This is a genomic window from Ancylobacter tetraedralis (assembly GCF_014195655.1).
GTDB classification, from domain to species: domain Bacteria; phylum Pseudomonadota; class Alphaproteobacteria; order Rhizobiales; family Xanthobacteraceae; genus Ancylobacter; species Ancylobacter tetraedralis.
In genome coordinates this window covers 585,366-606,123 of the sequence record NZ_JACICD010000001.1, presented here as the reverse complement: position 1 = coordinate 606,123, position 20,758 = coordinate 585,366, and the positions used below count along the sequence as shown (strand labels likewise).

Below are 20,758 nucleotides of genomic sequence, written 5' to 3'. Positions count from 1 at the left end.
TGGCAGCGCTCAGGAACTCAGGCCGGAGGCCGGCGAGCCGGCCTGCGCCCCCGCCGTGCTGAAATCCTTCTTCTCCGCGATGAAGCGGGCGGCAAGGACCAGCGTGCCCATGGCGAAATCGCGCCCATGAGCGGCGATCATCCGTTCGGCGAGGGTGGCGACTTCCTCGAAGAACAGGTCCTTGCTCTCGTCCTGCGGGTCGGGGGTCTGACGGTCGGGCGATGTCATGGCGTGTCTCCCTTGAGATGATTGATGTTGGACGGGTTTGAACCCGACCTATTTGAACAGATGCGGCGGTAGGTCGACCACGCCCAGCTCGCCCTGCGCGGTGGCGAAAGCGAGGTGCTCGCCATCGCCCGACCAGCGCAGGTTTTCCACCCGGCCGGCGGAGGGCTCGCGCAGCAGAAGCTCGTCGCGGTGGCCGATCTTGGCGATGACGATGGAGCCATCCGCGTAGCCGACCGCCACCAGCGGCTTGCGCGGATGCCGGCGCACCACTTCCACCGTCACCATTCCCGCGCGTCCGGTTTCGATGGTGCGCGGCTTGTCGCCCGGTTCGGCCATGTCCCACACGATGGTGCGGAAGGCGCCGCCCGTAGCCAGTTGACGGCCATCCGCGCTCCAGTCGAGCGAGCGGACAGGCGCGGGATAGTCGGGGAGCCGCAGCACGCGGCCGTCCTCCATGTCGAGCAGGGCGAGCCCGCCCTCCGCGAGGCCGATGGCGAGCCGCCGGCCCTCGGGCGACCAGGCCAGCACCTGCGTGCCCGCCAGCGCCAGATCGATCCGCCGCGCCTCGGCAAGGCCGATCACGGCGACGGCTTCCGGCGTCGCCAGCGCCACATGCTCGCCGTCCGGCGCGGCGGCCAGCGCCCGCAGCGGCCCCTCCATATGAGCGAGCGCCCGCGCGGTGCCGCCCCCGCCATCGTAGCGCACCACCACGCCGCCGGCGGCGACCAGCGCGCCATGGTCGGGCAGCGGCTCGATGGCATCGACCGCGCCGGTATCGATCTCGACGAGAATTTCCGTCGTCCCGTCCGGCGCCACCGTCACCAGCCGGCCGCTGGCACCGCCAACGATGAAGCCCTCGGCCCCGAACGGGGCCACCCGCAGCGGCGCGACATCGGCCACCAGCCGCATCAGCGGCGGCACCGGCCGGCGGCGAGGCGCGATGCTGGCGCGGCCGGTATCGAGCGCCACCCGCCAGCGCGCCTGCGCGGATTCGGGGTCGTCCATCGAGGCCAGCGCCAGCGTGCCGTCGCCAAGGGCGAAGGCGAGGCGCCCGCCGGCGCGATCGAAACGGCAGTCGCCCACCTCCTCGCCGAGCCGCCATCGGCGGGCCAGCAGCTTGAAGAGCGGGGTTGTCTCAGCTTCGGCGATACTCATGTTTCCCTCTCCTGCCCGTCTTCATGGTTTTATCGTCCGCCGGCCCGCTCATCGGCCGGCCAGCTGGCGATCGACCGCGTCGAGGCGATCCTCGCTGGCCGTCAGTTCCTCCCGGGCCGCGGCGAAGCGGGCCACCGCCTGCGCGAGCTGGACGCGCAGCGCCTCCAGCCGGGCCGGGGCGCCCGGCACGCCCTCCGCGACATCCCGCTCGCAGCGCTCGCCTTCCAGCTCCACGCCGCCGATTTCCTGCTGGCATTTCAGCTGGCGGGCATTGAGCCCGGCAATCTCCTGCACGATCGCCAGCCGCTGCATGAGCAGGGCACCCAGATCCGCCTCCGTATTCATGACCTCACCTCGCGACGGCGGTTAAGACAACGCGGCCGGGCTGGACGCGGGCCGGCGCGGCGGCGGATACTGGCGCCGTTGCAGGCGGCAAGGACGGGCCCATGTTCGATCTCATCGGCAAACCGCTGTTCGGCGCGCTCGCCGCGGTGGCCCTGGATGCGCTCGGGCCCGCCCATGCCTGCACGAACGCGCTGCGCCGGGCCGGCGAGAGCGGCACCCCGGCCGACATCGCCGCTGCCGAGGCCGCGCTGAAGCAACTGGCCGAACCGCTGCGCACGTAGTTGATGGGCGCGGCGCATCAAAGGCTGCGGGAGAACCCCGGCAGCCTGCTGGCGGCGATGCATCCGGCCGAACGTGGGCGCCTCCACTGAATCAGGTCTCGTCATCGCCCCCTCCCAGCATTTTGCGGTCGGCATCGATCTGGGCAAGGATGTCGCGCAATCCGCCGAGACTGGAGACGAAATGCTGCTCGGCGGTGTCGACATAGCCGTGCAGCGTGTCCCACAGGTCGGCCCGCAGCAGTCGCATCGCGTCGCCGCGCGAGCGCTCGAAAGTCTGCAGCCCCAGTTGGTGCTGCAGGGCGATGCCGTTGACCACGAAATCGGTCAGTTCCCGGCTGTGCGACTCCACGAACAGGCGCAGCAGCGGGTGATCGCCATAGAGCACGCCGTGGCGCTGCAACTCCTCCTCGATGAAGGACTGGAAGTGGCGTGAGAGCAGGTCGAGGCTCTCGCCGGTGATGCGGATGATGAAGGCGACATCGCGATCGGCCCGATCGAGGACCGCCGAGGCGAGCGCAGTCGAGCGGCTGGAGGCGCGCTCGAAATGGGGTGGCTCGGTCATGAGACATCTCGCCTTCCGCCGTTGGGGATCCCGTGGCACCGTGGGCGCCGCGGGACCTGAAGCCTTTGCCTCGACGCGTTTCCGTCATGCGAACCGGCATCCACGTCGCTCGGAAACGCCCTAGCGACCCGTCCTGTACTGGTGCAGTTTGCGATAAAGCGTGCTGCGGGCGATGCCGAGGCGGTCGGCCGCAAGGGACGTGTTGCCGCCGGTCGCCGCCATCGCTTTCTCGATGAGCTGGCGCTCGGTAGCATCGATGCGCTGCACCGGCTCGCTGGCGGCCACGCTCGTGCCCGGCGCCAGCTCGGCCTCCAGCTCGTGCAATTCGGCGGCGAAATCCTCGGGGAAATCGTCCAGCCCGACGATGCGCGAACGCGCCATCAGCACCATGCTCTCCACCAGATTGCGCAGCTCGCGCACATTGCCGGGCCAGCCATAGCGCTCCAGCAGATCCAGCACCGCGGGCTCGAACACCAGCGGCTCCATGTCGTAGCCATTGGCGATCTCGCGGCTGAAATGCTCGACCAGCCGGGCCACGTCGCCCTGTCGCGCGCGCAGCGGCGGGATGATGATCTTGACCGCGCCGATGCGGAAATACAGGTCCTTGCGGAAGCGCCCCTCGGCCGCCTCATGGCGCAGGTTGCGGTTGGTCGAGGCCACGAGCCGCACATTGAACGGGCGCGGCTTGCTTTCGCCAATGCGATAGACCGCCTTTTCCTCCAGCACGCGCAGCAGATAAGGCTGGAGATCGAGCGGCATCTCGCCGATCTCGTCGAGGCTGAGCACGCCGCCATCGGCGACCTCGAAGCGACCGGCGCGGCCCTCGCGGGTGGCACCGGTGAACGAGCCCGGGGCATGGCCGAACAGCTCCGCGCCGAGCAGTTCCTTCGACACCGCCCCGCAATTGAAGGCGACGAAGGGCTCCTTGCCGCTCTCCTGGCTGGCGGCGTGGATGAGGCGGGCGAACAACTCCTTGCCGACACCCGTCTCGCCCTCCAGCAGGATGGCTGACTTGCCGTGGGCGGCGCGCTCGGTACGCTCGATCGCCTCGATCAGCGCCTCGCTCTCGCCGATGATCGCCGCGCGCGCCGCCAGCAGCGCCTCGCCCGGCGCCGGGCGGATCGACGGTGCCGCGGGAGCCGCGCGCCGCGCCCGCACATTGGGGCCGAGCACGACCATCGCGCCGGAAAAGGCGCCATCGCAGACGAGGCGCTCGAACCCCTCCATCTCGAACCCGCCGGCGCCGGGCTTGCCAAGGCCGTCCAGCCAGCTGGCATCGTCGAAATCGACCAGCCGCGCGCCGATCTTCAGGTCGACACCAGGGTTGCGCTCCCGCCAGCGGGCGGGCGCGCCCTCGCTGTGATGGATCACGCGGCCGAAGCGATCCAGCAGCACGAAGCCGTCGCCCCGCTCGCCCCCGCCACGCATCCGGCTGAGGCACAATTCCAAGAGCCGCATGCGCTCGATGCGCATGCGATCGGCGAGGCCCAGTTCGATATGGCTGGCCGCCATCATGCCGAGCGCCACATTGTGGCGCTGGAAGATGTCGCGCGGGCCGGAGAAGTCGATGACGCCGATGATGCTGCCATCGAGCGGGCTGCGGATCGGCGTGCCAATGCAGGTCCAGGCCTTCACCCCTTCGCAGAAATGCTCGGCGGCACGCACATAGACCGGGGCGCCGGAACTGAGCGCGGTACCGATGCCGTTGGTTCCCGCCGATCCCTCACACCACTTCGCCCCGATCTCCAGGCGGATGTCGTGCGCATCATCCATGGTGCGGGGGTCGCCGCCGGCCTCGATGATCGTTCCCTCGTCATCGGTGATGACCACCATGGTGGAGGTATCGGCCAGCAGCTCGGCGACCCGCGCGAAGGTCACGCCGGCGATGGAGAGAAGGTCGGCCTTGCCCTTGCGGACCCGCCCGAGTTCCTCCGGGGAGAGGATGACGTCGCTGCCCCGCCCGTGCGCATCGACCCCAAGCCGGACGCTGCGCTCCCATGAGCGCTGGATGACGCCGCGCACCGGCAGGCCCGCTGTCGACGCCTCGCGCGAGGTGACGAAACGTTCCCAGGCCTTGGCGGTGGCCGCCTCGTCATAAGGAGGCGCGGTCGAGGGATCGACCGGGGCCTCCCGCTTCGCCGCCTCAGCGGGGCGAAGGGAGACGAGGGGTCCGCGCGGATAGGCAGGCTTGATCATGGACACGTCCGTGCGCATGCCAGAACTATCGCCCCTTCCCCGCCGCGCGCATCCGGCGCCGGCCGCGTGGAGCGGCGAGCGCGCCGAGGCGCGTTCAGGCGGTGGCGGTGGGCGGCGAGGAAGCAAAGCCGAGGCGCTCGGCAAGCAGCCGCTTGAGACGCTCCTCCCCGTCCTCGTCCGCGATGAGGGCGCCTTCCAGGTCGGCAAGATCGGCCTGCACCTCGTCGGACAGCGGATCGAAGAAACCATTGGCGCGGGTCGCCAGCCGCAGTTGCTGGCCCTCGGCCCCCATGCGCAACTCGCCCACGAACAGAATCTGGCGGCTGGTCTCCTCGTCGACGATCACCACGCGGTTATTGGCGCTGATGCGCACATAAGGGCGCGGCTCGTCATGCCGCCCGGTGGGCGCATAGCCGAGCAGGCTTCTGCGCTGCTCCTCCGGCGTCTTCACCGGCGCATTGCGGGAGCGTTTGATGTCGTTCCAGTGCCCGCCGGACAGTTGATTGGCAAGACGATCGATCGTTTTCCAGTTGTCGCGAATAACTTTCTTGGCAACGACATCCTCTTTTCGAGGACCGTCCTGTTTGGATATGACGTAAACCACTGCTCTCTCCCTTTATTATATTGTTCCAGAGCGTCTGGCTTCCCGAGTTGATCAGAGCCACTCGAGTTAGACTAATTGCTTAGCACGGTTTCAAACTGTCGTCACTTGTCAAGGCGGGAGAAATGCGGATCCGACCCGTTCCGCGAATGTCGCCGGGGCCGGCCATCGACCCCGCCGGCGCCAGGCGGCGCGTGGTGGAACACCCGCCAGGTTCCGGCGCGACACGCCGACGCAATGGCTTCGGCAAGGGCGCGCCACAGGCGCGTGACGGTTTCGAGCACCCGGCCGACATCGATGCCAGGGTGCGGCGGCGATGGCGCCGGGCCGCCCGTCCGCTGCGAAAGCGGGCGGGCGTCCGTGTCGGGGCGCGGCGCTGCGTTCGCGGCGAGCGGAGCGCCCCGTCGGCCGGACAAGGCCCGCCGGCGGGGCGACATGATCATGCCCGACCCAGCTTTTCCGCGCCGCCGCCAAGGGCGGGACCGGCGGTGGGATCGACATAATCGGGAATGTCCGCCACCAGCGTGGTGGTGGTCAGCACCAGCGTGGCGACCGAGGCGGCGTTGCGCAGCGCCGTATAGGTGACGCGCACGGGATCGACGATGCCGGCCGAGATCATGTCCGTCATCTCGCCCGACGCCGCATCGAAGCCGACGCCCTCCGCCGCGTTGACCAATTGGCCGACGATGGAATCGGGATCGTAGCCGGCATTGCGGGCGATGAAGGCTGCCGGGCGTGACAGCGTCTCGCGCACCAGCCGGATGCCCTCGCCGACATCGCCGTTGAGATTGCCGAGCTTGGCCGCCACGACAGGCGCGCATTGCAGAAGCGCGGTGCCGCCGCCGGCGACGATGCCCTCTTCCGCCGCCGCGCGGGTGGCGTTGAGCGCGTCGTCGATCAGCTGGATGGTGCGCTTCTGCTCCACCGGGGTGACGCCGCCGGCATAGATGATGGCGGTGCCGCCCGACAGTTTGGCGAGCCGCTCCTTCAGCTTGTCCTGCTCGATATTGGGCGGGGCCAGCTCGTGCTGGCGCTGCACCTGGGCGCGCCGCGCGGCGATGGCGTCCGGATCGCCGCCGCCACGCACGATGACGGTCTCGCGGGCGCTGGCGCGCACCTGACGGGCGGTGCCGAGATCCTCCAGCGTCACGTCTTCCAGCCGCCCGCCGAGATCGCGGGCGATGACCCGGCCGCCGGTGATGATGGCGAGGTCGTCCATCATCGCCTTGCGCCAATGGCCGTAATCGGGCGGGTTGACCACCAGCACCCGGCCGCGATTGCCCTCGCCGAGCAGGGTGACGACGACGTCGGGCGCGATCTCCTCGGCGACGATGACCAGCGTGCGGCCGGTCTTCGCCACCGCCGCGCGCAGGCCGGCAATTTCCTGCGGCGCGCGGACCTTGAGGTCGGTGAGCAGGATGTAGGGCTCGTCGAGCACCACTTCCATCTTCTCCACATCCGTCACCATGTGGTGGGAGATGTAGCCGCGATCGAACGACATGCCCTCGACGACATCGAGCGTGGTGTTGATGGTGAGGCCGTATTCGGAGGAAATGATGCCGTCGAGGCCGACCGTGTCGAGTGCCTCCGCGACCAGGCTGCCGAGATGGGCATTGGTGGCGGCGATGGTGGCCACCGCTTCCAGCATCTTGCGGTCCGTCACCGGGCGGGCACGGCTCTTCAGCGTCTCCACCACCACCTCGACCGCCTTGTCGATGCCCCGGCACAGGTCGACCGGCTTGGCGCCCCGGTCGAGCGCGGCGACGCCGTTCTGGATAAGGCCGTTGGCGATCACCATGGCCGTGGTGGTGCCGTCCCCGGCGACCGCGTTGGTCTGCATCGAGACCTCGCGCACCACTTGCGCGCCCATGTTCTCGAAGCGATCCGGCAATTCGATTTCCGAGGCGATGGTCACGCCATCGCGGGTGACGATGGGAGTGCCGATCGGCCGGTCGACCATGGCGTTCATGCCCTTGGGACCGAGCGTCGCCTCGACCGCCGCCGCCAGCTTGCTCACCCCGCGCGAAAGTGCGTGCCGGGCTTCGGCGTCATGCAGGATCCTCTTAGCCATCGCGTCCTCCTTGAGTGCGTCTTGTTTTGTGATGTCGTCTTGAGTGACGACGTGGTGGGTCGCTGTCGTCGTCGGGTGACCTTTGGTCCTTGGCGTGACGTCGGCTCGACCGGGTTTCGTCCTCGTTCGTCGACGCCGCGCGTCAGAGATCCGGCGCGGCGGTGGGCTGGAATGCGGAGACCTGTCGCGCGCAGCCGCCGCAGCAGGCCTTGCCGCCGCCGCCACAGGCATGAGCCGCGTGGTCGGGCTCGTGCGCCGGCACTTCAGGGGCCGGCGCCTCGCCATAGCGAGCATCGAGAAGACCGCGGCACAGGGCGCCGTTGGCTTCCATGTTGATGCGCACCGCGCGCAGCGCCCGCATATGCGCGGGGAGCGTCACCTCGGTGAGGGGAGCGCCCTCCAGCGTCACGAAGGCACGGTCACTGGGCGTCGAGGCCAGCGCGCGCGCCAGCAGCAATTCGCGGTAGCGCGGCTTCTGGCGCGCCGCTTCCTCGTCCTCCAGCACCACCCGATCCAGCGTGGCCAGGTCGGCCGAGACGATGGCGGCATTCGACCAGCCGGCCCGCCGCAACCCGAGGATCACCGCCTCCTGCCGGCGCTGGAAGGCCTTGCGATGGAAGGTCTCGCGCAGGTCCTCCAGCGTGCCGGAGACCTCGAAGGCGCTGAACGTCTCGGCGAAGGAGAGGCCGAGATGCGCGCCGCGATTGACCTCGTCCGAGGCCATGTGGTCGTGCAGCTTCGGATGCACCTCGCGCACGAAGGGCAGGCGTGCGAGTTCCCGGGCGATGTCGTCGACCATGAGGAAGGCGAAGTTCGGCGAGCACCAGTAGGTGGGCAGGCGGAAGCCGACATCGACGCGGCCGGCCGCGTCGAGCGAGACATCGGTCACGAAGCCGAGGTCGACGATGGACTCGTCGAGCTCGGGATCCATGACGCGGGACAGGCCGTCCCACAGGGCGGCGACACGCGTGTCGCCGCCGATCGGGGTGTTGTCCATCGCGCCCATCGCGCCTACTCCGCCGCGACGGCGAGCGGGGAGTTCTTCAGGCGCACCTTCTGCGCTTCGACATCGATATTGTAGAGCCGCGCGGCGTTGAGGCCGAGGATCTTGCGCTTGGCCTCCTTGGTGAGGTCGACGCCATGCTCCTGCTTGATGTCCTCGGGGATCTCGAAGTTCCAGAACTTCTCGACCAGCCAGCGCGGCGTCCAGATGGCGTAGTCCGAGCCGAACAGCAGCTTGTCCTCGCCGACCCAGAACAGCAGTTCGCTGATGACCTCGGCGAAGTAGCGCGGGCGGGAATGGATGAAGGGCAGCGCCACGGCGAGGCCGCCATAGACATTGGTCTCCTGCACCGCGATCCAGCAGAAATCGTCGAGCCGGGGCAGGCCGCAATGCTCGATGATGAAGTTGAGCCCCTGGAAGTCGGTCGCGACATGGTCGACGTCGTGGACGTCGAAGGCATCCTTGTCGAGCGGGATGATGGTCGGGCCCTTGTGGATGTGAACATTGGTGATGCCGAGCTTCTGGCAGAGCTCGAGGCAGCGATAGGAATTGGGATCGGTCAGCTTCCAGCCGCGCGACTCGCCCTTCCACTCGGCGGTGTACAGCTTCACGCCCTTGACGTCGTAGGTTTCCTTCAGGAAGTGGATGTACTCCAGCGCTTCCTCGCCGTCGCGCGGATCGTAGGCGCCGTTGACGATGAAGCGACCCGGCTGGCCCTGCGCCATCTCATGGTTGCGCTCGATCGTGTTGAAGCCGTTCTTGTAGAAGTCCTTGAGATAGGTCGACTGCACGATCGCCATGTCGTCGGGACCGTCGACGAACAGGTCGTGATACATCTTGTCGGCGCTGTACTTGGCGAATTGCTCGCGGGTCCACAGCTTGTCCTTGGGGCTCAGTGAGCTGTGGTAGCCGTAGAAGCAGTCGATGAACTGCTTGCCATGGATGTTCTTCTGGTTTTCCGGACTGCCGTCCCAGAAATGCGTGTGGCCGTCGATGATGAAGACCTCTTCGCCGTCGGGCGTCGTGTACATGGCGTTCTCCCTTCTGAATTGGATTGCCGCAGCGGGCCGGCCACCGCGGGCGCGGGCGAGCCGGGGGAGAAACCCCTCCCCCGGACGGCCGGTGGCGTCACTCGATGTATTGGCGCATCTCGTCCATGTCGCCGAACAGCGTGACGGTGTTGTCGTCGACGCGGATCATGCGGCCATAGTGGGTGGACGTGTTGACCTCGAAGATCTCGGCATTCATTTCCTTGCCGAGGATCTCGCCGATCTCGTCCATCTTGAAGACGATCTTGCCCTCGCCGTCGATGCGGATCAGCGCCGGCTGATAGGTCACGGTGACGTTGGGCTTCTGCGCCATGAACTCGGCGATGGCGCGGGCCTCGACGCTGTCATTCATGGTGACGCCGCACTGGTGCGAAATCGTCTGGTTGAAGACGATGGCGTCCATCTTCTGGAAGATGTTGCTGTTGGTGGCGGAACGCGATGTCACGGACATGGATGTTCACTCCCTGGGAATGTCGAGGCCGAGTTCGCCGAGGATCTTGCCGAAGCGCTCCAGCGAATGGCCATGCGCGTCGGCGTAGGACACCGGCTTGGAATGGGGCTGCGACCAGATGGGCTGCAGGCCGGCGGCGGCCTTGGCGGCGAGGGCCGCATGCTTGTGCAGCCAAGCCTGGAACAGGCCCTTATTGTGCCCCGCATGCTCGGCGTCGTGGACGAGCACGTGGAACAGATCGATGGCGTTGGCGAGGTTGCGCTCGTAGTCGGCCTCGGCCGCCGAGATCACCGAGGGGGTGATGAAGTCGCCATTGGGCGAGGCCACCTGCATGAGGAAGCCGGAGCGGAACAGTTCGCCCACCAGCGGCTCGAACACGATGTTGATGGCGAAATACTGCTCGAGATAATCGGTCGCGCCCATGATGGCCTCGACCGCGTGGCGGGTACCCTGCCACACCCCGTCCTCGAGCCAGGCGCGCTTGCCCGCCTCGTCGTCGAAACCGGAAATGTCCATGCCGATTTCGGCGAGGTAGAGCGTGATGTCCTGCGCGAGACGCAGCTTGTACGACGAATTGGTCAGCGTCGCGTTGTTGATCATCTGCGTGTAGCCGTAGCGCTGCGCCTGCATCAGCGAGGTGCCAAGGCCGAACTCAACATGCTTCCAGGCGCCGAGATGGGTCTGCAGCACCTTGATCCAGGCCCGGTCGAAGGCCTTGGGCGCGCCGGCCTTGCGGCCATTGGCGATGACCGCCTGCACCATCGCCTCGATCTTGGACTGGCGCTGGTAATGGGTGCGCTCCCACTCCTGGTCCGGGGCGCGGAACAGGTGCCAGTTGGAGCTCAGCGCGGCGGTGTTGTCCTTGGAATAGGCGCCCTTGCCATTGGCGAAGGAGATGATCCAGTCCTGCAGCAGGTAGCGCTCGGGATCGGGCTGGACGTCGACCGTGACGTCCTCGTAATGGGTGGCGCGCTTGCCGCGCGGCTCGAAGTAACGGTACTTGCGGCTATCGCTATCGGCGAAGATCGCCGAGCCGGCAGCCCCCGACTTGAACGTTGCCGTTTCTGTGGCGGTCATTGTCTTCCTCCCTTTTATCTGGCGACTTCAATTGAGACGGCGTGGAAGCCGGTCCGCTCAGCTGTGAGCGAAAGTCTCGGTTGTGGTGGACGCCGGCGTGAACTTGTCGAAGTGGATCCGCTCGGTGGCGACGTCGTTCAGTTGCAGGACCGGCACCAGCGCCTCGATCATCGGCTCGGGGCCGCAGGCATAGACATCGCAGTCCTCGCCGAATTCGAGCCGGCGCAGATGGGCGTCGAGCACCTCGTGCACGAAACCCGTCTCGCCGGTCCAGCCGGCATCGTCCGCGGCGTGCGAGAGCGCCGGGATGAAGTGGAAGCGGGGATATTCCGCGGCCAGCCGGGCGAATTCGTCGAGGTAGAACAGATCCTTCTGCGTGCGTGCGCCGTAGAAGAAGTGAACCTCGCGGTCCTCCCCGCTCTGGAAATGGTCGTTGAGGATCGACCATAGCGGCGACATGCCCGAGCCGCCGCCCACCAGGATCAGGGCGCCGGATCGTCCTTCCCGGCGAAAGCAGGTTCCGAAGGGACCTCGGGCATCGAGGCGGGTTCCGGGCGTGAGTTCTCCGTCGAGGCGGGAGGAGAAGCGTCCATTGGGGTATTTCTTGATGATGAACGCGAGCTCTTTGCCTTCGAGCGGCGTATTTGCCATGGAAAACGAACGCGTAATCGCCTCTGGTCCCGGGAGCGTGATGTCGACATATTGCCCCGCCCAGAATTTGATGGGCTGATCGAGCTCGATTTCCAGACGACGTATGTCATGGGTGAGTTCGACGACCCGCTTCACCTGCCCTGCGATGCTGCGGACCGGGATCGATTTCGACAGCAGCTCCTCGTCATAGTTGAGCAGGTCGACGTCGATATCGGTGTAGACGAGCGTGCGGCACAGGAGAATGTGGTTCTGGTCCCGCTCCATCTCGTTGAGCGCGAAGGTGGAATAGGTCTTCATTTCCACCTCGCCCTCGTTCAGCACGCATTTGCAGGCGGCGCAGCGGCCTTCCTTGCAGCCGTGCGGCAGGGCGATACCCTGCCGGAACGCGGCATCGAGGACGGTCTCGCCCTCCTCGACCTCGAATTCGACGCCGACCGGGTTCAAGCGGACGGTATAGACGTCGCCCATCGCGCGACCTCCCCTCGGATGTGTGCAGGCGGATGGCAGGCACGGGGCCGGACGAGCCGGCCCCGGCCATGCGCTCAGTTGCAGGGGTTGATGGTGAAGCCGGCGCGGTACTCGGCGAGATGCTTCTCGCGCTCGGCCTCGCTCATGCCCCGCAGGGTGATGAGCGGGCTCTTCAGCGTGAAGCCGCGCACATCGTCCAGCGTCCACATCTCGTCCTGCTCGAAGCGCAGGTGCGGCTGCGGCACCAGGGTCTTGCCGTCGGTACGCACGAAGCCGAGATCCTTGATGGCGTCGGCCAGATCCCAGTCGTGGTAGCAGCTTTCCCATTCGCGACGACCGCTGAAGCGGCCCATCGCCGGGGTGGGACGGCCCTGATATTCGCCGGCGAAGGCTTCAACCGCGGTCCAGCGGTCGAGTTCGTGGGCGAAGGTGTGCAGCTGGCCGTCGATCGTGTCGGTGACGATGTCCTCGCGCACCACGCAGGGCACCATCGAGCTCCAGCACCGGTGCGGGTAGACATAGCCGGTGTCGGGGTTGAAGGTGATGTTGGTCTGGCCGCGATGCGAGAGCTTCTCGTACCACTTCCAGTACTCGCCGAACTCGCCGTACCAGCCCGGATACTTCGACTCGAACCACTCGAAGTCCTTGTCGGTCTGAGCCTCGATGCGCCAGAAATTCACCGGCCAGCCGACCGAGAAGAACTGTGCGATCTTGTGGACGTAGTTCTTCTCGGTGATGCGCTTCCACGCCGTCTGCACGTCATCGTGGTGGATCTTGATGCCGTACTTCTCGAGGGGAAGCATGTAGGTGCGGTAGTAATCCTCGAAGATCCAGCGATGCCACATCTCCGCGTAGGATTCCTTGTTCTTGTCGCGGTTGGTGGTGCCGTATTCGATGAAGGTGCCGATGGCGGCATCCACGATGGCGTGGTTCTGCCAGAAGGCGTAGCGCATGTCGCGCTCGAGCAGGAGATGGTTTTCCGGCTCCTTCAGCATCGACATCAGCATGGAATGGCCGTTGCCGACATGCCGGCTCTCGTCGGACTGCACCGAGAGGAACACGGTCGGCAGCGCGTAGTCGCCATTGCGGGCGGCTTCCGAGGGCATGGCGACGAACAGCGTGTTGGTGAACGCGGTTTCCGCCACGACGGTGAGGTAGACATTGGCCGAGGTGATGGCATCGCCGGTGATGAAACCTTCACCGAACTGGCGGCCGATCGTGGTGGCGTAGCACTTGCCGAAGGCTTCCTCGGTGATGTCGAAGCCAGCCGGGTCGATATAGTTCTCCATGTACCACTTCTTCAGGTTCATCTGAATGGTGGAATGGCGGAACTCGTCGACCATCTGCATCGTGAAGCCGGTGCGCAGTTCCTCGCCCGGCGCCAGGCGCCCGACCATCGCCATGGAGCGCGCGGCCGAGATTTCCGGGAACGGGATGATGGCGAGGAAGAGCTTCATCCACTCCACCCAGCGCGGCTCGACATTGCGGAACATGTCGCCACGCAGCGCCGCGTCGAGCGCGCCATAGACGCGGTTGTCCTTCTCTTCCTGCATCGGAAAGTAGGAACGCAGCACCTGCTTCATCGGGTCGCGCGGCGCCTTGGTGATCTTGTAGTCGGTGGGGAAGGTCATCGCCTCCTGCACACACATAGGAGGGATTCCACCCGAGATCGGCGATCTTCTTGGCGGCTTCGGCGACGGGAATGCCCTTCTGCGCCGTGATCTTGTTGAGGGTCAGTGTGTTGGTCATTTCTACCATCCTCCTCCTGGATCGGAGTCCACGGTCTGTTTCCTCCCGCCGCCGGCGCGGCACGCGGTGCCACCCGGAGCCGGGCTTTGGGACATGGCGAACCGTTGCCTGGCGCAAGGTGCGACAAGCGGGTTCGACGACGGCAAAGGTCCAAGATCCGAGGGACGTGTCTGGCGGTTCGGTGGTCGCGCTCAGGGCGCGAGCATCGTCCACCGGCCGGCGGCGGGGTGCCGCGCCGGTGCCTTCCTCGAATATCTCCCCTTCGTTCTTGTCGCGGCTCGTCCCATGGGACCAGTCAGCATTTTTCTAATGTGAAGATTAGCAAGAGGCGTGCCAACTCGTCGCAGTAAGTGTTTTAACGACTTTTCAGGCTCGCCGCTTCCAATGACCGGCTGGATTGATCCGTTTTGCGAATCTCCAGCTTGTTGTTGTTTCATTTTGAGAAAATGTTGCATCGCCGAAGAGACAGACAACAACACTTACTTACCGAATTCATTGTTGCGTCGCGACATATATTTGCTGGGATGCCGAAATGATATATGGCATTCCAGAATCTCCCCGGCCGATATCGTCATGCCGCGGCAACATCATGCGGTACCGGCCTCAGGGGATCAGCACGGCCCGGCCGTGGATCTTGCCGGCATTGAGGTCGTGCAGCGCCTGGTTGGCCTCCGACAGCTTGTATTCCGCGGTCGCGAGATGAACCAGGCCTCGATCGGCCAGCGCCATCAGTTCGGTAAGTTCCGCCCAGGTGCCGACGAGATTGCCGATAATGTTGCGCTCGGAGATGATCAGGTCGACCGTCGGAATCTTGATGTCTTCGCCATAGCCGACGATGTAATAGCTGCCCATGGGCCGGGTCATCTTCAGGCCCTTGCTCGTGGTGCCCTTCTCGCCCACAAAGTCGATCACCGCCTCGGCGCCGACGCCGCCGGTGAGTTCCAGCACCGCCTCCACCTCGTTGCCATCGGCCTTCACCGTCTTGTCGGCGCCGCTCTTGGCCGCCAGCGCCAGCGAGGCGTCGGACTTGTCGACCACGATGACATCGGCGGCACACATGGCCTTGAGGCACTGGATGCCGATATGGCCGAGGCCGCCGGCGCCGATCACCACGCAGCTCTCGCCGGGCAGCAGGTGGCGCGTCGCCTTCTTCACCGCGCGATAGGCGGTGAGGCCGGCATCGGCATAGGGCGCCACTTCCTTCGGTGCCAGCGTGCGCGGCAGCGGCACGATGTTGCGCTCCGAGGTGCAGATGAACTCGGCATAGCCGCCGTCGCAATCGAGCCCGGGAAACTTGCCCGGCCCGTGCATGTCGAAGCCGCGCCGGCAGGCGAGGCAGGTGCCGCCGGTGATCTTGGGGTGAACGATGACCGGATCGCCCCTCTTCAACCCCTCGACTTCCTTGCCGACCTCCTCGATCCAGCCGGCATTCTCATGGCCCATGATGAGCGGCAGCAGCTGGTCGCCCGTCGGGTCCATGTGCGGCTTCCACACGCCCTCGATGATGTGCAGGTCCGTGCGACAGACGCCCGCGCCGCCGACGCGCACGATGACATCGGTCGACTTGACGATCTTCGGGTCGGGCACGTTCTCCTCGACCACCCAGCGATCGCCGGCGAGTTTTTCGTCATAGGTTTTCAGGACCTGAGCCTTCATGGCGTTCTCCCTTGTTTTTTCCGCGCCGGCCTGCGCCGTCGTCGAAGAGAACAAGCGCAGCATCCGTGCCAGAGAGCATTATCCTTATCTATCAATGACTTGGCGTTCCGGCGACGCACTATTGCCGTCCAGCGCCTGAACAGCCGGGCGAACGCAGTGTCCAGTTTCTGGCTATTGCCATCCGCGCGCATCGGGCGGAGGCTGGCGCAAAATGAAAAGAACGCCGCAAATAAGAACGCGGGAGGAACGCCAATGCCACCGCTCTCAAGCCTCGACCGGGCGCGCGCCGCGCTCGAAGCCGGCGGCCGCTTTCCCGGCGGCGCGCTCAATCCGGAAATCGCCCGCAGCTGGGAACGCTGCGTCGCCGGCGGGCTCGATCCCGGCCAGCGACCCTCCGAGGTCGTGGTGCCCTTTGCCGAGGTGAAGGCGCGGCGCGAGGCGCGGGCGCTGCTGCGGCGCCTCGCGCTGGCGCAGATGCAGCTGCTTTACGAGCAGATCGCCGGCTCGGAATTCATGATCGCCTTCGGCGACGCCGACGGGGTGGTGCTGGACACGCTCAGCGACGCGCGCTTCAGCGAGAGCGAGGCCGGGCGCGCCATCGTGCCGGGCAGCCGCTGGGACGAGACGATGCGCGGCACCAATGCGCTCGGCCTCGCGCTGGTGGAACAGGCCCCGGCCGCGGTCTATGGGCGCGAGCACTTCTTCGCCAGCCACGGCCGGCTGAGCTGCGTGGCCGTGCCGATCTTCGATCCCGCCGGCCGCATCGCCGGGCTGATCGACGCCTCCTCCACCAATGAGGCGCGCCAGCAGCACACCCATGCGCTGGTGCGCATGGCGGCGGCGGCGGTGGAGAACGGGCTGATCGCGCAGGAGCGCAGCGACGTGCTGCTCATCGCCCTGCACCCGCGCGCGGAATATCTCGATACGCTGTCGGCCGGGCTCATCGCCCTGTCGCCCGAGGGCGTGCTGCTGTCGCTCAACCGCCCCGCGCGGGCGATGCTGGCGGGGCTGGAGGCCGAGCCGGGCCAGCGATTCGAGGCGCTGTTCGACGGGAATCTCGGGGCGGTGGCGGACGAGATGGCCGCCCATGGCGTGGCGCGGCTGCGCGACCGTGCCGGCAGCCTGCTGCATGTGAGCTGCCGCCGCCTCGCCGGCCGCACGGCCGTCCCGGTCAAGGCCGCGCCGCCCGCCGTGACGCCGTCCAAGGCCTCCGTGCCGACGCCCGCCTTCGTGTGCGAGGATCCGGTGCTGCGCCGGCGCATGCGCGGGCTGGAGGCGGCGGTGCGCAGCCGGCTGGCCGTGCATATTCACGGCGAGACCGGCACCGGCAAGGAGCTGATGGCCCGCCATGTCCACGAGATCAGCGGCCGGACCGGGCCGTTCGTCGCGGTCAATTGCGGCGCGCTGCCCGAGAGCCTGTTCATCGGCGAATTGTTCGGCCATGAGCGCGGCGCCTATACCAGCGCGCGCAACGAGGGCTCCTCCGGTCTCATACGTCTGGCCGACAAGGGCACGCTGTTCCTCGACGAGGTGGGCGAGATCCCCCTCGCCGCCCAGAGCGCGCTGCTGCGCTTCCTCGACACGATGGAGCTGCGCGCCATCGGCGGCACGCGCGTCGTGAAGCTGGACGTGCAGATCGTCTCCGCCACCAATCGCGATCTGGCGGCAGCCGCAGCGGCGCGGCAGTTCCGTTCCGATCTCTATTACCGCCTGTGCGGTTTTGCCCTGGAGATTCCGCCGCTGCGGGCGCGCAGCGATTTCGACGCCATCGCGCGCCACCTCTTGGCGCTCCATGCGCCCGACGCGACGCTCCGCGAGGCCGCGCTGCAGCGTGCCCGGCTCCGGCCGTGGCACGGCAATATTCGCGAACTGCAATCCTTCCTGCGGCGCGCCGTGCTGACCGACGACGCCCTGGACGAGGCGGAAGAGGACGATGAGCCGGCGGACCCGGAGGCGGCGGCGGAGGTCTGCCGGCATTGTGCCGATACGATGCTGGCACGGCTGCGCTGCCGGCAGATCCGCGAGGCCTATCGCGACAGCGGCGGCAATGTGCTCGCCACCGCGCGCCAGCTCGGCATTTCGCGCACCACGGTCTACAAACACCTCGACGACGCGTGAGGGCGTGAGGGCTCCTCCTACAGCCCCATGCGCTGGCGGCGGGCGGCGACGAAACGGCCGATCATGCGGTCGGCGAGGATGCCGAGAAAGGCGATGGCGAGGCCCGCGGACAGGCCCTTGCCGGGATCGGCCTGCGAGATCGCCACCTGGATCTGCTTGCCGAGATCGTTGGTGCCCACGAAGGACGACACGACCAGCATGGACAGCGCCATCATGATCACCTGGTTCACGCCCAGCATGATTTCCGGCAGCGCATAGGGCAGCTCCACCTTGGTGAGGCGCTGCGTGCCGGTGCAGCCGGCCATGGTTCCGGCCTCCTGCAGGCTCGGCGGCACGCGCCTGAGGCCATGGTCGGTGAAGCGGATGGCCGGCACCATGGCATAGAGCACGATGGCCACCAGCGCCGACACGTCGCCGATGCGGAACAGCATCACCACCGGGAGCAGGTAGACGAAGGAGGGCAGCGTCTGCAGCGTGTCGCACATCGCGCCGAGAAACGCGTGCATGCGCTCGGAACGGCTGCCGAGCAGGCCGAGCGGCAGGCCGATCAGCGTGGCGATGACGACCGAGATCGAGCACAGGTAGATCGTCGTCATGCCGCGCTCCCACAGCCCGGCGACGGGGATGAAGGCGATGAGCGCCATCATCCCCAGCGCGAAGCGCCAGCCCCCCAGGGCATAGGCTCCCCCGCCCACCACCGCCACCAGCCCCAGCCAGGGAAAGCCGATGAGGAAGGTCTTCACCGGCACCAGCAGGTAGAGCAGCAGGAAGGTGCGGATGGCATCGGTGGTGGCGAACATGTTGATGTTCACCCACGACACCACGTCCGACCACATGTTGCCGGTGGAGATGCGGTACTCGTTCGGCAGTTTCTCCAGCGCCGGGACGACGAAGGAGAGCGCCGTGAAGCCGATGAGCACGACGAGACCGAGCCAGAACAGCTGCCGGCGGCGCTGCGCGGCGGGCCCGTGCACCGGGCGCATTTCCACCAGCGCGCGGCTCATGCGGTCGAGCACGATGGCGAGCGCCACCACGGCCAGCCCGGCCTCCAGGCCCTTGCCCAGGCCATTGGCCTGACGCAGCGCGTTGAGCACGTCGAAGCCGAGCCCCCCGGCGCCGATCATGGCGGCGATGATGATCATGTTGAGGGTCAGCATGATCACCTGGTTGACGCCGACCAAGAGGTCGTCGCGGGCGGACGGCACCAGCACCTTCCACAGCGCCTGGCGCGGCTCGCAGCCGGTCATGCGCGCGAGTTCGTCGAGTTCCGGCGGCACGCGCTTCAGCGCCATCAGGGTGACCCGCACCATGGGCGGCATGGCGTAGAGAATGGTCGCCAGCATGCCCGACACCGGGCCGACGCCGACGAGGAAGACCAGCGGCACCAGATAGGCGAAGGTCGGCACGGTTTGCATGAAGTCGAGCGCGGCCACCACCGCGCCCTCGATGCGTGGCACGCGATAGGCGAGGATGCCGATGAGGATGCCGCCGACCACCCCGCTCAGCACCGCGACGATGACCTGCGACAGCGTCACCATCGCGCTGTCCCACTGCCCGAAGACAAGGATATAGCCGAAACCGACGAAGCCCAGCAGCGCGAGGCGCGCGCCGCCCAGCAGGTAGCTCCAGATCGTCACCGCCGCGATGAGCCCGGCCCAGGAGAGGCGCGGAATGTGGAAGGCGCCGTCCTCGTCGCCAAGGGTGATGCCCGTCGAGAGCAGCGCCTTCGGCACATCCAGCGCATGGCCGAACAGGCCGGAGACGAAGCGCGTCATGTCCTTGAAGGTGAAGAGGCCGAAGGTGGCGTCGCGCGCCAGCCAATAGAGGAACGCCTTCAGCCAGTCGCTGATCGGCACGATCCATGTGGCGGGGTAGGACTTCGCCCAGCCGAACATGCCCGGCGCCGCATAGGGCAGGAGGACGGCGAGCGCCACGAGGGCGGCCACCATCCAGCCGACGGGAAAGCGGCGCGGGTGCGCCTCCTCGCGCGGCAGCGCCACCTCGCTCACGGAACGCCTCCAACCAGATTGGCGATCACGTTCGCTCGCTCCAGCTTGCCGATGACCATGCCGTTCTTGTCCACCACCGCCGCGGGCAGGTTTGAGGTGAGCACCACTTCCGCCACCTCGGCCACCAGCGCGCGCGCCGGCACCGTGGCGCCGAGCGCCTCGCCGGGCGTGACCGGCACGCTGACACCGCCGGCGGTGAGTACCTTGGCCCGCGCCACATGGCGGGTGAAGGCGGAGACATAATCGGAGGCCGGGTTGAGCACGAGTTCCTCGGCCGTGCCGACCTGGATGACCGCGCCGTCCTTCATGATGGCGATGCGGTCGCCGAGCCGGATGGCCTCGTCGAAATCATGCGTGATGAAGACGATGGTCTTGGACAGCATGCGCTGCAGGCGCAGGAACTCGTTCTGCATCTCGTGGCGGATCAGCGGATCGAGCGCGGAGAACGGCTCGTCGAGGAACCACAGCGCCGGCTCCACCGCCAGCGAACGGGCGATGCCGACGCGCTGCTGCTGGCCGCCCGAGAGTTCGCGCGGGTAGTAGCCGGCGCGCTCGGTGAGGCCGACAAGGTCGATCATCTTCAGCGCCCGCGCCTCGCGCTCCTCCTTCGGCATGCCCTGCACTTCCAGCGGGAAGGCGACATTGCCGAGCACGGTGCGGTGCGGCAGCAGCGCGAAATTCTGGAACACCATGCCCATCTTGTGCCGTCGCACCTGGATGAGTTCGGCCGGCGACATGCGCAGAAGGTTCTGGTGCTCGTAGAACACCGAGCCGCCGGTCGGCTCCACCAGGCGCGAGAGGCAGCGCACCAGCGTGGATTTGCCCGAGCCGGACAGGCCCATGATGATGAAGATCTCGCCCTGGCGGATTTCCAGCGAGGCATCGCGCACCGCCGCGAACAGGCCGGCCGCGCGCACCTCGGCATGCGTGGGCATCGGGTTCTCGCGCAGGAAGGCCTCGGCATTGGCGCCGTAGATCTTCCACAGGTTGCGGCAGATCAGCGCCGCCGGCGCGTCCGTGGCGGCCCGCACCTTGGCGGAGGAAGACGCGGTGTCTGGCGCGAGAGAGACCATGGCCATGGAGAGGGC

18 protein-coding genes and 1 pseudogene are annotated in these 20,758 nt (G+C 67.0%); 3 read left to right on the top strand and 16 right to left on the bottom strand.

Translation table 11 applies throughout. The annotated features are described in order from the left end of the window. Window positions 1-9: 9 nt before the first annotated feature. From FHS55_RS02770 to FHS55_RS02760, 3 genes are read right to left on the bottom strand one after another with little or no spacing between them, the layout of a single operon-like run. Window positions 10-228, bottom strand: a complete 219-nt coding sequence (locus tag FHS55_RS02770) for a hypothetical protein (protein ID WP_183188135.1) — start codon at window positions 226-228, stop codon at window positions 10-12. A 48-nt stretch (window positions 229-276) separates the two neighbouring features. Beyond that, window positions 277-1,383: a WD40 repeat domain-containing protein gene (locus FHS55_RS02765; RefSeq protein ID WP_183188134.1), complete on the bottom strand. Its 1,107-nt coding sequence runs from the start codon at window positions 1,381-1,383 to the stop codon at window positions 277-279. Window positions 1,384-1,431: 48 nt separating this feature from the next. Continuing rightward, window positions 1,432-1,728 carry a hypothetical protein gene (locus tag FHS55_RS02760; protein WP_183188133.1) on the bottom strand — a complete coding sequence of 99 codons (297 nt, stop codon included), beginning with the start codon at window positions 1,726-1,728 and terminating at the stop codon, window positions 1,432-1,434. A gap of 101 nt (window positions 1,729-1,829) precedes the next feature. Here FHS55_RS02760 and FHS55_RS02755 point away from each other — a divergent pair, with 101 nt between their 5' ends. Next, entirely contained in the window at window positions 1,830-2,009 is a 180-nt protein-coding gene (locus FHS55_RS02755) for a hypothetical protein (RefSeq protein WP_183188132.1), read from the top strand. A 91-nt stretch (window positions 2,010-2,100) separates the two neighbouring features. On the opposite strand, the gene FHS55_RS02750 is transcribed toward FHS55_RS02755, so the two are convergent. The 11 genes and pseudogenes from FHS55_RS02750 to FHS55_RS02700 all read right to left on the bottom strand — a co-directional run bounded on the left by FHS55_RS02750 (window position 2,101) and on the right by FHS55_RS02700 (window position 15,543). Further along, a complete protein-coding gene (locus FHS55_RS02750) occupies window positions 2,101-2,571 on the bottom strand; it encodes a hypothetical protein (protein ID WP_183188131.1) in 471 nt (156 codons plus the stop codon). A gap of 120 nt (window positions 2,572-2,691) precedes the next feature. Then, window positions 2,692-4,767: a sigma-54-dependent Fis family transcriptional regulator gene (locus FHS55_RS02745; protein ID WP_183188130.1), complete on the bottom strand. Its 2,076-nt coding sequence runs from the start codon at window positions 4,765-4,767 to the stop codon at window positions 2,692-2,694. A gap of 94 nt (window positions 4,768-4,861) precedes the next feature. Continuing rightward, on the bottom strand, window positions 4,862-5,371 hold the full coding sequence (locus FHS55_RS02740; RefSeq protein WP_183188129.1) for a hypothetical protein: 510 nt from the start codon (window positions 5,369-5,371) through the stop codon (window positions 4,862-4,864). Window positions 5,372-5,807: 436 nt separating this feature from the next. After that, window positions 5,808-7,439, bottom strand: coding sequence for a molecular chaperone GroEL (gene groEL / locus FHS55_RS02735; RefSeq protein WP_183188128.1), 1,632 nt, complete (start codon window positions 7,437-7,439; stop codon window positions 5,808-5,810). Between the two features lie 142 nt (window positions 7,440-7,581). Beyond that, window positions 7,582-8,445, bottom strand: a complete 864-nt coding sequence (locus FHS55_RS02730; RefSeq protein WP_183188127.1) for a metal-sulfur cluster assembly factor — start codon at window positions 8,443-8,445, stop codon at window positions 7,582-7,584. 5 nt (window positions 8,446-8,450) lie between these two features. Continuing rightward, entirely contained in the window at window positions 8,451-9,473 is a 1,023-nt protein-coding gene (locus FHS55_RS02725) for an amidohydrolase family protein (RefSeq protein ID WP_183188126.1), read from the bottom strand. A gap of 97 nt (window positions 9,474-9,570) precedes the next feature. Then, the gene (locus FHS55_RS02720) at window positions 9,571-9,942 is read right to left on the bottom strand and encodes an MmoB/DmpM family protein (RefSeq protein WP_183188125.1); all 372 of its coding nucleotides are present in this window, start codon (window positions 9,940-9,942) and stop codon (window positions 9,571-9,573) included. A 6-nt stretch (window positions 9,943-9,948) separates the two neighbouring features. Beyond that, complete coding sequence (locus FHS55_RS02715) at window positions 9,949-11,019, bottom strand: aromatic/alkene monooxygenase hydroxylase subunit beta (RefSeq protein ID WP_183188124.1); 1,071 nt, start codon at window positions 11,017-11,019, stop codon at window positions 9,949-9,951. Between the two features lie 57 nt (window positions 11,020-11,076). After that, window positions 11,077-12,138 (bottom strand): 2Fe-2S iron-sulfur cluster-binding protein, encoded by a 1,062-nt coding sequence (locus FHS55_RS02710; protein ID WP_183188123.1) that lies wholly within the window; start codon window positions 12,136-12,138, stop codon window positions 11,077-11,079. A 74-nt stretch (window positions 12,139-12,212) separates the two neighbouring features. Continuing rightward, a pseudogene (locus tag FHS55_RS02705) lies at window positions 12,213-13,887 on the bottom strand (aromatic/alkene/methane monooxygenase hydroxylase/oxygenase subunit alpha). A gap of 603 nt (window positions 13,888-14,490) precedes the next feature. Next, on the bottom strand, window positions 14,491-15,543 hold the full coding sequence (locus FHS55_RS02700; RefSeq protein ID WP_183188122.1) for an NAD(P)-dependent alcohol dehydrogenase: 1,053 nt from the start codon (window positions 15,541-15,543) through the stop codon (window positions 14,491-14,493). Here FHS55_RS02700 and FHS55_RS02695 point away from each other — a divergent pair. Both FHS55_RS02695 and FHS55_RS02690 read left to right on the top strand, forming a co-directional pair. Next, window positions 15,542-15,682: a hypothetical protein gene (locus FHS55_RS02695; protein ID WP_183188121.1), complete on the top strand. Its 141-nt coding sequence runs from the start codon at window positions 15,542-15,544 to the stop codon at window positions 15,680-15,682. The genes FHS55_RS02700 and FHS55_RS02695 overlap by 2 nt on opposite strands. Before the next feature lie 113 nt (window positions 15,683-15,795). Continuing rightward, complete coding sequence (locus FHS55_RS02690; RefSeq protein ID WP_183188120.1) at window positions 15,796-17,661, top strand: sigma-54-dependent Fis family transcriptional regulator; 1,866 nt, start codon at window positions 15,796-15,798, stop codon at window positions 17,659-17,661. A 17-nt stretch (window positions 17,662-17,678) separates the two neighbouring features. On the opposite strand, the gene FHS55_RS02685 is transcribed toward FHS55_RS02690, so the two are convergent. Continuing rightward, the gene (locus FHS55_RS02685; RefSeq protein ID WP_343055947.1) at window positions 17,679-19,670 is read right to left on the bottom strand and encodes an ABC transporter permease; all 1,992 of its coding nucleotides are present in this window, start codon (window positions 19,668-19,670) and stop codon (window positions 17,679-17,681) included. Beyond that, a complete protein-coding gene (locus FHS55_RS02680) occupies window positions 19,667-20,743 on the bottom strand; it encodes a quaternary amine ABC transporter ATP-binding protein (RefSeq protein WP_183188610.1) in 1,077 nt (358 codons plus the stop codon). The genes FHS55_RS02685 and FHS55_RS02680 overlap by 4 nt, the downstream gene beginning before the upstream one ends. Window positions 20,744-20,758 lie beyond the last annotated feature (15 nt).